Source organism: Methylobacter sp. Wu8 (genome assembly GCF_036440755.1).
Classification (GTDB): domain Bacteria; phylum Pseudomonadota; class Gammaproteobacteria; order Methylococcales; family Methylomonadaceae; genus Methylobacter_A; species Methylobacter_A tundripaludum_A.
Genome location: NZ_JAZGVT010000070.1, coordinates 147289 through 159472 on the forward strand (window position 1 = coordinate 147289; position 12184 = coordinate 159472).

2 protein-coding genes are annotated in these 12184 nt (G+C 57.0%); both read left to right on the plus strand.

Features of this window, described 5'->3' with window-relative positions:
• The first annotated feature begins 98 nt into the window (after positions 1–98).
• Positions 99–5420, plus strand: coding sequence for an amino acid adenylation domain-containing protein (locus tag V3O24_RS14155; RefSeq protein ID WP_331307716.1), 5322 nt, complete (start codon positions 99–101; stop codon positions 5418–5420).
• Positions 5421–5710: 290 nt separating this feature from the next.
• On the plus strand, positions 5711–12184 hold a 6474-nt coding region (locus tag V3O24_RS14160), incomplete at its 3' end, for an amino acid adenylation domain-containing protein (protein ID WP_331307717.1).

Genomic DNA, 12184 nt, shown 5'->3' on the forward strand with positions numbered 1-12184 from the left:
GACGTGCTTTTAAATAGAAATAAGGGTGTGCGCGAGGCGGCGGTTCCAGCCTAAGACTGCAATTCAACAGACGACTCATTCAACGAGAGTAGGCAGATATGTTAAACAAACAACACAGTTTTGACTGCGTCGATAACGATGCATTACCAGACAACGCGGCTTCCCTGGTTGCTTTATTAAATTTGCGGGCGGAGCGTCAAGCCCTGCATACGGCTTATACGTTCATGGAGAATGGCGAACGCCCGCTCGGATCGATAACATACGGCGAGTTGGACTTGCAGGCCAGACAGCTGGCCGTGCAATTGCAGGAACTGGGTATGCGGGGCGAACGCGCCATCTTGCTCTATCCGCCGGGTTTGGATTATATCGTGGCGTTTTTCGCCTGTTTATATGGCGGTTTGATTGCAGTACCGGCCTATCCGCCGACCAACGGCCGGCATATGCCCAGGTTGCAGGCGATCATCGATGACAGCCAGGCGGCTGTGATACTCAGCACACAGAGCGTCGCCAATGCGGTGCGCCAATTCCCTGTCGGCTCTTCTGATTTGTTAGATAAGCATTGGCTGGTTACCGACAATCTTGCCAACGGCGATGCAAGCGCCTGGCGTTTGCCGGCATTGCGCGACGATGATCCGGCTTTTCTGCAATACACCTCGGGTTCCACCGGCAACGCCAAGGGCGTGATGATCAGCCACGGCAATCTGATGGCGAATCAGCAATTGATCAAACGCCGCTTCGGCCACAACGCCCATTCGACGGTGGTCGGTTGGTTGCCGCTGTACCACGACATGGGCTTGATCGGCAATGTCATGCAGCCGTTATATTGCGGGACCAGCGCTATTTTAATGTCGCCGATGGCGTTCCTGGAAAAACCTGTCCGTTGGCTGCAAGCGATCAGCGATTACCGCGCCCATACCAGCGGCGGGCCGAATTTTGCGTTCGAGCTGTGCGCGCAAAAAATCTCGGCCGAAGAAAAAGCCGGCTTGGATCTTAGCAGCTGGCAATTGGCTTTTAACGGCGCCGAACCGATTAACCCGGATACCTTGGATCGTTTTGCCGCCGCTTTTGCAGAATGCGGATTTAGCCGCGAGGCTTTTTATCCCTGTTACGGTTTGGCGGAAGCGACCTTGCTGGCTACCGGCGGCGATAAGAATGCCGAACCCATAGTCGCGTCTTTTGACAAGAACGGTCTGGAACAAGGCAAAGCACAGCAGGTCATCGATGATCAGACAGCCCGACGCCTGGTCGGCTGCGGCAAGATAGCCACCGACGCCGCGCAGCGGATTAGGATCGTCGATCCTGAGTCCGGCGAATTATGCAGCGATGGCCGGATCGGCGAGATTCAGCTTGGCGGCCCCAGCATCAGCCTGGGCTATTGGCAAAATGCGCTAGCCACCGGGCAGGCTTTTGTCGGCGACAGCAACGGCCAATGGCTGCGCACCGGCGATTTAGGCTTTATTGAAGACGACGAATTGTTCGTTTCCGGACGGTTGAAGGATTTGATCATTATCCGCGGCCGTAACTATTACCCGCACGACCTGGAATACGCGGCCGAAGCCGCGACCGATGCCTTAAATCCCGGCTGTGCGGCCGCTTTTGCCGTCAGCGGAGGCGACAGCGAAAAGCTGATCGTATTGGCGGAACTAAAGCGCAACCGCTTAAGACAGCCCGATTACAAGGCCGAATTCGCCGCGATACGCACCCGGCTGGTCGAAGAATGCGGCATACAGGCCGACACCGTGATGTTGCTGAAGCCGGGCTCGATCTTAAAAACCAGCAGCGGCAAAATCAGGCGCTCGGCTTGCCGGCAGGCTTTTGAACAGCAGCAGTTTAAAGCGGTCGCCGTCGATGCGTTGGACGGTGTAACTCAAGGCGGCGGCAGTGACGCGTCGGCTAAACCGGGGATTAGCCTGGAACGGGCTTTACTGAGGCAGGCTTTGCTGTCGATTGACGACGCCGAAGGCGCACAGCTGCTGGCACAGTATCTGGCCGAAAAGGCGGCGGCCCTGTCCGGCTTGGCCGTCGAAGCCGTGGACATAACGCAATCGCTGACCGGCTTGGGCATGGACTCGCTGAAAGCGGTGGAACTGAAATACTTTATCGACGAGCTGTTGGCTATCGATTTGCCGGTCATGCATTTGCTCGGCAATCAGTCGCTGGGCGAGTGCGCGGAACAGGCGTTGAAACTGGCCAAGACAGCGCAGGCGCAAATTGCGCCGGCACCGGTCAAAGACAACGGCGAACAGCCGCTCTCCTATGGGCAGCAGGCGCTGTGGACCGTCAACCGGATAGAAGCGGGCAGCTCGCTATATAACATGTCGGTTGCGATACATGTCCGCGCCAAGCTCGATAAAACGGCAGTACGGGATGCATTGGCGGCACTGTTCGAGCGTCATGCGCAATTGCGCAGCGGCTTTCGGCTTAACCAACACAGCCGGATCGTGCGCATCCCGCTGACGGAATTACAGCCCCGGTTCGCCGAGATCAGTTGCGACGATGCGCGGCAACGCAGTGAAAATATCGCCGCTTTCGTGCATGAACCGTTCGATTTGGCGAATGAACCGTTACTGGTCGCAGCGGTGTTCAGTTGCGCCGACGACGATCAGGTGCTGGTGTTTTGCGCGCATCACATCGCCGTCGATTTCCGCTCGTTCACGATTTTGCTGGAAGAATTCAAGACGCTTTATCTGGGACAGGTAGCCGGGCGTACCCCGGATCTGCCGAATTTGGCGGCGAGTTACGGCGATTATGTCGCCTGGCAATCAGCCTACTTGGCCGATCAACGCGCAGAGCAGGACTGGCAATACTGGCGAGACCGGTTGTCCGGCGAATTGCCTAGGCTGGCGTTGCCTGCCGAGCGGCAGACGGCAGGCTCGCGGTCATGCCGGGGCCGCTCGGAAAATCTTAATATCGCGCCGGATACCCTGCAAAAGCTTAAACGATTGGCAGCAGAGCAGCACACGACCCTGTATGCGTTGTTGCTGACGGTGTTTAAAACCCTGCTTTACCGCTACAGCGGCCAACAGGACATCATTGTCGGCTCGCCGACGCTGGGCAGGCCAAAAAAAGAGTTCGCCGATACCGTCGGTTATTTCGTCAACCCGGTGGCGTTGCGTTCGCACCCTGTCGCCGGACAGCGTTTTAGCGATTATTTAGCCGAGGTCAACGCTACCGTATTGGGCGCTATGGAGCATCAGCATTACCCGTTTTCGCTGCTGGTGGAAAAATTGCAGCCTGAGCGCGATCAGGGGCCGTCGGCGTTTTACCAAGTGTGGTTCGGATTGCAAAGCGGCGCCGACCCTGCATCGGCCGCAGCCGGGCTGGCGCTGGGCATACCCGGCATAGCGCTGGATTGGGCGGGGCTGCCGGCCGAAAGTTATGCGTTGGAGGATGTCGCCGTACAATTCGATCTTACTTTGCTGATGGCGGAGACTGCGCAGGGTTTGGCCGCCTCGTTCCAATACCGTAGCGATCTGCTGTCCCGTTCTGTGGTTTTAAGGCTTATCGGCCATTTCCAATGCCTGCTGCACGGCATACTTGCCAATCCCTCCGGCCGGTTGTCGGAGCTGCCGCTGCTGACCGTGCCGGAACGCAAACAGCTGTCGGCCTGGAATGAAACCGGTTCCGGTTACCCGCGTAACGGCACGGTACACAGCGTTTTCGAAGCCGTCGCCCGGCAACAACCGCACGCGGCAGCCCTGGTTTATCAGGAAACGCGCCTTAGCTATGCCGAGCTTAATGAGCAGGCCAACCGTCTGGCGCATCGCCTTCTGGCGCAAGGTGCGGGGCCGGAAAAACGCATCGCCTTATGCATTCCGCGCAGCGCTGAATTGGTCGTTGGCATATTGGCCATCCTCAAAGCCGGTGCGGTTTACGTGCCGGTCGATCCCGCCTATCCCAAAGAGCGGCTGACGTACTTGATGCAGGATGCCGGTTGCGAATTTCTACTGACCGGTACCGCGTTGCTGCCTAGCCTAGACTGCGGCGGTATGGCGACGATTTGCATCGATAATGTTGACGCCTATGCCGGCTACTGTAGCGATAACCCCGAAATACCGTTGCATGCGGATAACGCGGCTTATGTCATTTACACTTCGGGGTCGACCGGAAAACCCAAAGGCGTGGTGGTCGGCCACGGCAACCTGATGCACTCGACCTGGGCCCGAGGCGCTTATTACCGGGAGCCGGTCGGCTGTTATCTGCTGCTGTCGTCGTTCGCGTTCGACAGTTCGGTGGCGGGCATTTTTTGGACCTTAAGCCAGGGCGGCTGTTTGTGCTTGCCGGAGGATAGCCGGATCAAGGATCCGGTCGCTTTGGGCGCGCTGATCGAATACCGGCGGGTAACGCATATATTGGCGTTGCCGTCGCTGTACGAACTGTTGCTGGAGCATGTGCCGACGGCCGCACTAAAAACATTGAATACCGTTATCGTTGCCGGAGAAGCCTGCACCAATCCGCTGACTGAATTGCATTTCAAACGTCTGCCCGATACCGCGTTATTTAACGAATACGGTCCGACCGAAGCCACAGTATGGAGTAGCGTTTACGCTATTGCCCAGCCGCAAGATGGAGATTCGATACCGATAGGCAAACCGATCAACAACATGCATATCTATGTCGTGGACGATGAGCTGAACAGACTGCCGATCGGCGTTGCCGGGGAATTGCTGGTCGGCGGCGCAGGCATCAGCCGCGGATATCTCGATCAAGCCGGGCTGACGGCGGAAAGGTTTATCCCCGACCCGTTCGGTGCGGATGGCGGCAGGTTGTATAGAACCGGCGACCGGGTGCGTTATCTGGCCGACGGCAATATCGAGTTTTTAGGCCGGTTCGATCAACAGGTCAAAATCAGGGGTTACCGCATAGAACTCGGCGAAATCGAAGCCTGCCTGTTGCGCCACCCGGCGATAAAAGCAGCGGCAGTGGCCATACGCGAGGATGTGCCGGGCAATAAACGGCTGACCGCTTACTTGGTCACGGAATCCGGCACAGTGACCGATACGGAAGCGTTAAAAGCGCATATCAAACACTGCCTGCCTGAGTACATGCTGCCGTCGGCTTGGCTGTGGCTGGACGCAATGCCGCTGAACGCGAACGGCAAGCTCGATCGCAATGCGTTGCTTGGGCTGGCAAACCAGGTCGACAGCACACAGCCGTTCGTCGCGCCGCGCGACGAAGCGGAAGAAGCCGTAGCCGATATTTGGCGGGAAGTGTTGGGTGTCCAGCAACTGAGCATACATGACGATTTTTTCGAATTGGGCGGCCATTCGCTGTCCGGCGTGCAGGTGACGGCAAAAGTCCAGGAACTATTCAATATCGAGGTGCCGGTCAATGTTTTGTTCGAAGCCACGACGGTCGCCAAATTTGTCGACAGGATGGCGGAGTATCAGGCGACAGAGCCGCTTGACGCGTTGGAATGAGTTGTATGCGTCAGCCAAGCTCATAAAGCATAAAACCGTAAAGTTCGAGAACGATTGCGTGGCAGATATTTGCTCCCGCGTCCATGCAGTCTTGCAATATCCGTATTCACTACATCTACAGGCGATACCGGAGCGGCGTAGCGCGCTTTGCTGAGCGCGTGGGAGAGAGCGCCGCCCGGATGTCGCGGGCGCGCCCCGCTCCTACAGTGTTATTTCGCTTTATTTAACGGCGGTATTTAACGGCGGTGGCTAAAACATCCGGGAGTTAGGCTAAAACTATGGAAAAAATCATGACCAACACAGCGATGCAGAGCGCGTCAAACAGCGACAAATTACAGCAAGCCCAGCGCACACAGCTGATTGCCAGACTCAGGAAAACCGATCATATCACCGGCGGCGTTATCGGCAGACGTGGCGCCGGCCAGCCGGCGCCGTTATCGTACTCGCAGGAACGGTTGTGGATCATGTCGGAGCTGGAGCCGGACAATCCGATCTATAACGTCGCCGGCGCCGTGCAATTCGATGGATTGCTGAATACGCAAGCCTTGCAGCAAGGCTTGGACGAGGTGGTCAGGCGTCATGAAATCCTGCGCAGCCGCTTTGTCGCCGAAGGCCAGCAGGTATTATCCGGCGGCGGCTTGCCGCTGACTCGCTTGGATCTTGCCGGCTTTCGCCAAGACCGGGCGATGGAGCTGTTCCAGCGGTGCGCCGACGATTTTAACCGCCAGCCGTTTCGGCTTGCCGGGCAGCCGCCGTTACGTGCGCTGTTGGTGATCTTGGGCGAGCGGAAGCATATTTTATTGCTGGCTTTGCATCATATCGTTTCGGATCGCTGGTCGGTCGGGGTGCTAATGCAGGAAGTCGCCGCGTTGTACCGCGCATACGGCGACGGCCAGTCTTCCGCCTTGCCGGAATTGCCGATTCAGTATGGCGATTTTTGCGTATGGCAACGCGGGCGGCAGCAAAAATGGGCCAAGGATCTGGATTATTGGCGGCAAAAACTGGCGGGCGCGCCGCCTCTGCTGGAATTGCCGACCGACCGGCCAAGGCCGCCGGTACCCAGCTACCGAGGCGAGATGTACAGTTTCGAGCTTTCCGCCGAATTGAGCCGGGAAGTAATAGAACTGGGCAAGCAATACAATGCCACGCTGTTCATGGTGATGGCCGCCGCCTTTAATACGTTGTTGTATCGCTATACCGGCAGCAAAGAACTTTGCATCGGGTATCCGGTGGCCGGGCGCAGCCAAACGCAAACAGCAGCTTTGATAGGTTTTTTTGTCAATACGCTGGTGTTGCGCTGCCGGTCAGAGGCCGATCTGCCGTTCTCGGAGCTGCTGCTGCAATTGCGGGAGCAAGCCTTGCAGGATCAGAATCATCAGGAACTTTCTTTCGGTCAATTGCTGGATGCGTTGAATCCGGTCCGCAACACCAGCCATGCGCCTTTATTCCAGGTGATGCTGGCGGTGCAGAATGTGCCGATGGCGGATTTTCGGATGCAGGACGTGTCGGCTATGCCGCTGGCGATCAACACCCATACAGCGCAATTCGATCTGACCTTGTTTGTCGATCAGCGCGACGGCAAGTTGTTGGGCGGCTTCGAATACAACACCGATTTATTCGATGCCGCGACGATTCAAAGAATGGCCGGGCATCTGCAAATGCTGCTGGCGGGCGTTGTCAGCAAGCCCGAACTGCCGCTGAAACAATTGCCGCTGATGACTCAAGCGGAAACCAAGCGGCTGCTCGAGGACTGGAGTGGCGTGGGGCGAGCCGTGCAGGCCTTTAAAGCTATGCCGATCAGTGAACGCCCTACAGCGATTCACCAGCTTTTTGAGATACAGGCGCAAACAATGCCGGATAAAACGGCATTGGCTTTCGCCGGCCGGCGCATCAGTTACGGCGAACTTAACAGCCGCGCGCAGCGATGGGCCGAACGCCTGATGGATTTGGGGATCGGCGCCGAATGCCGGGTCGGTGTCTGCGCCGAGCGTTCCGTCGAGCTGATTGTCGGATTGCTGGCCGCGCTGAAAGCCGGGGCCGCCTATGTTCCGCTGGACCCGAGCTATCCCGAAGAGCGGCTGGATTATATGCTTGATAACGCAGGTATCGAGTTGTTGCTGACGCAAAGCGCATTGGTCGACAAGTTTAAGCATCGCGGCATCAACATGCTTTACTTGGATCAAGCTTTAGTCGAAGGCCAAACAACGCGAACAGCCTCCCGTCCGGTATCACCGAACAACACCGCCTATATTATTTATACCTCCGGCTCTACCGGGCAGCCTAAAGGCGTTCCGGTCAGCCACCGCAATTTGCTGCATTCGACACTGGTCAGGACGGATTATTACCGCGAGCCGCTGGAATGCTTTCTGTTGCTGTCTTCGTTCGCATTCGACAGTTCGGTCGCCGGGATATTCTGGACCCTAAGCCAAGGCGGCTGCTTATGTCTGCCGCAACAGGAAGATTTGACCGATCCTTCAGCCCTGGCCGAACTCATTGACCGGCACCGGGTCAGCCATTTGTTGGCCTTGCCTTCGTTTTATACGGCTATTATCAATGACGGCAATATTCCTCACTTAAATAGTTTGCGGGCGGTTATCGTCGCTGGCGAAGCCTGTTCGGGCGAAACCGCCGCAGAGCATCACCGCAAGTTGCCGGCAGTCCAGCTTTACAACGAATACGGGCCTACCGAAGGGACGGTTTGGAGCAGCGTTTACCGCAGCGAGAAAACCGATGCGGACACCATGTTGCCGATCGGCCGGGCTATAGCCGGCGTGCGGATTTATATCCTGGACGAACAATGCCAACCGGTGCCGATAGGCATCAGCGGCGAGTTGTGCATAGGCGGAGCCGGTTTGGCGCAAGGCTACCTGAATCAGCCGGCGTTGACTGCGGAAAAATTCATACCCAATCCGTTTAGCGCGGATGGCGAGCGGCTGTACAAAACCGGCGACCTGGCGCGCTTTCGCGCCGATGGCGAAATTGAATTTTTGGGCCGCATCGACAACCAGGTCAAGATTCGCGGCTACCGGATCGAGCTCGGCGAAATCGAAGCCCGCTTGCTGCAACATCCGGCCATTGCCGCCGCCGCGGTGCTGGCGACAGAGGACAATCCCGGCAATAAACGCCTGACCGCCTATATCGTCCCGTCGTCGTCTGAGCCGGAAACGCAGGACTTGCAGCGCTATCTTGGACAAGCCTTGCCGGATTTTATGGTGCCGTCTTTATTTATTAGCCTGGACAAACTGCCGCTAACGCCTAACGGAAAATTGGACCACAAGCGCTTGCCGCAACCGGATCTCAGTGGGCTATCAGCAAAGCACTATGAGGAACCGCAAACGCCGGTTGAAAGGGCTTTGGCCGATATTTGGAGTGAGTTGCTTGCGGTTAAGCGCGTCGGACGGCACGACAATTTCTTCGAGCTGGGCGGCGACTCGATACTGAGCATTCAGGCCGTGAGCAGGGCTCGCCAAGCCGGTATCGTCATTACCCCCAAACTATTATTCCAGCATCAGACGGTTGCCTCGTTGGCAATGGCGGCCGGGCATAGCCGGCAAATTCCGGCCGAACAAGGCGTTGTGACCGGCGATGTGGCGTTGACGCCGATTCAGCATTGGTTTTTCGAACAAAACCTCAGCAATCCCCATCACTGGAATCAGGCCTTGTTTCTGGAAATAAAGCCCGGACTGACGCCGGATATTTTAGATAGCGCAATCAAGCAATTGCTGATCCACCATGACGTGCTGCGGACGCGGTTCACTCAAGAAAACGGCGAATGGAAACAATACATTCTTAACGACGAAACGCAGGTTGCTGTCGAACATATCGATTTGTCCGGCGTCGCGGCAGAACGGCAGGCGGCGACGCTCGAATCGGCGGCATCGGTCCAGCAAGCCCGACTGCATTTAACCGGGGGGCCTGTACTGCGTGCAGTGTGGTTCGACTTAGGTCCAGGGCAATCCAGCCGGGTATTGATTGCGATACACCATTTAGTCGTGGACGGCGTTTCCTGGCGGATTTTACTGGAAGATTTGGCGGCCGTTTGCCTGCAACTGATGTCGGGGCAAACACCGGTATTACCGGCAAAAACCACTTCATTCAAATATTGGTCGGAACAAATCGTTAAACAAGCAGGGAAGGGCGGATTGCCGATCGATAACGCGTATTGGCTGGATTCGCGGCGTAATCGGGTTGCCGTTTTACCGGTAGATGAGCCCGCCGGCCGCAACCTGGTTGCAATGGAAGACGAGGTAACGCTTGCATTGACGGCGGCCGAGACGCGCACGCTGTTGCAGGACGTTCCCGGCGCTTACCGCACCAAAATAGATGAATTGTTGTTGACCGCGCTGACCCGCACCTTATGCGACTGGATGCGTTGCGAATCGGTATTGATCGATATGGAAGGACACGGACGCGAGGATATTGCAAACGAGTTGGATGTTTCCCGTACAGTCGGCTGGTTTACGGCGGTATATCCTGCGCTGTTGACTGTTGCCGGCGATTCCTCATCAGCCGATATGTTGAAATCGGTCAAGGAGCAATTGCGGGCTGTCCCGATGAACGGGATCGGCTACGGTTTATTGCGCTATGCATCGGAGGATGCGGAAGCGTTGGCCCTGCAACCTAAGGCGCAGGTTATTTTCAACTATCTCGGGCAGCTCGATACGGTCATGGCGGCCGATGCGCCGTTTGTGCCGACCCGTGCAGCGACCGGGCAAAGCTGCGATCCGGCCGGCGTCAGGCCCCATGAATTGGCTATTGTCGGCAGCATTTCGGATGGACAAATGCAGTTGAGTTGGCGCTACAGCGGGGAGCGCTACCGCAAGGCTACGATTGAAACGCTGGCCGGCAACTATCGGCAGCATCTTAAGGCGCTGATAGCGCATTGCGTATTGCCGGATTCCGGCGGCTACACGCCTTCCGATTTTCCGTTAATCGCGTTGCCGCAATCCGAATTGGACGCGATGGCCTTGAAGCCCAGGCAGATTGAAGATGTTTACCCGTTGGCGCCGCTGCAATACGGTCTGGTGTTTCACAGCCTGTATGCGCCCGAATCCGGTGTTTACTGCATCCAGCTCGGTTGCCGCTTATCGGGCGAGCTCAATGTTCCGGCGTTCAAACAAGCCTGGCAGTTGCTTGCCGATCGCCACTCGATTCTACGCAGCAGTTTTCAGGTCAAGAACCAGGATCAACTGTTACAAATCGTGCATAAGCATGTACAGTTGCCGATTACCGAATACGACTGGCGCCGGTATTCGGAGCAGGAACAAGCGCTGCGTTGGCAACAGCTATTGGCCGATGATCAGGCAAACGGCTTCGACTTTGCCTGCGCGCCGTTGATGCGATTGGCATTGGTGCATTGCTCGGATAAGGCGCATTACTTTGTCTGGAGTTATCACCACGTATTGCTGGATGGTTGGAGTGCGCCGTTGCTGATAAAAGACGTATTTTCCGCCTATCATGCGCTGCGGCGCGGGGATGCGCCGTCTTTTCCCTCAGTGCAGCCTTATAGCGGCTATATCGCCTGGCTGCAAAAACAGGATATGGGCGCGGCCGAAGCTTACTGGCGGTCGGCGCTTGGCGGCTTTACCGCCCCGACGCCGTTAATCATCGATAAAACGCCGGATCATGCGGCGGACAGCCATGCCAAAGAGGGCTTGGCTTTATCGGCGTCACTTAGCCAAGCGTTACAGGCTTTCGCAAAACACCATCAGCTGACTTTGAACACGCTGGTGCAAGGCGCCTGGGGGTTATTGCTCAGCCGTTACAGCGGCGAGAATGATGTGGTATTCGGCGCTACGGTGTCGGGCCGGCCCGCCGATATGGCCGATATCGAGTCTATGGTCGGCTTGTTCATCAACTCGCTGCCGGTGCGGGTCAAGGTGACCGCAGACAGCACGGCGCTTGTCTGGCTGCAAGCGCTGTTTGCGCAAAATCAGGACATGCATCGTTTTGAATATGCGCCGTTAACGCACATCCAAGGTTGGTCGGACGTGCCGCGCGGCGCGTCTTTATTCGAAAGTTTGCTAGTTTTCGAGAACTATCCTATCGATCAGGCGCTGACCGGAAATCTGGACGGTCTGACTATCGATGAGGTCAGTGTCGTTGACCAAACCAGCTACCCGTTAACCGTATCCGTTTTTCCGGGAACGGAGCTGCTGTTGGAAATAAGCTATGCCGCAGGCCGGTTCGAAGCTGAGACGATCAAGCGGATGCTGGGGCATTTGCAAGGCCTGCTCGAAGTCTTTATCGAGCAGCCGCAAACCCGCTTATCCGAATTGCCGTTCCTGAATGCGGCGGAGCAACAGCAAATCCTGCTCGACTGGAATGCGACAGAAGTCGCCTACCCGAAGGACCGATACATCCATCAACTGATCGAAGCCCAGGCGGAAGCAACGCCGGATGCACCCGCCGTGGCGTTCGAAGGCCAGGCGCTGACTTACGCCGAGCTGAACGGCAAAGCCAACCGGCTGGCGCATTACCTGCTTAAGCAAGGCGTCGGGCCGGATGTGCTGGTCGGCGTTTGCGTTGAACGTTCGCTGGAAATGGTGATCGGCCTGCTGGGGATTTTGAAAGCCGGCGGCGCTTACCTGCCGCTCGACCCGAGCTATCCGCAAGACCGGCTTGAATTCATGCTGAGCGACGTCGCCCCGCCGGTAATTTTGACCCAGGCGGCGTTGTCGGCAAAACAGGATTTCGGTTCGGCAGCCGTCTTCCGCCTGGATAGCGATTGGGCGCAACTGGCGCAGGAAAGCGCAGCCAATCCC

Bases quoted from the DNA above. Each gene is read 5' to 3' on its own strand.
- V3O24_RS14155 (WP_331307716.1), top strand. From the start codon at position 99: ATGTTAAACAAACAACACAGTTTTGACTGCGTCGATAACGATGCATTA.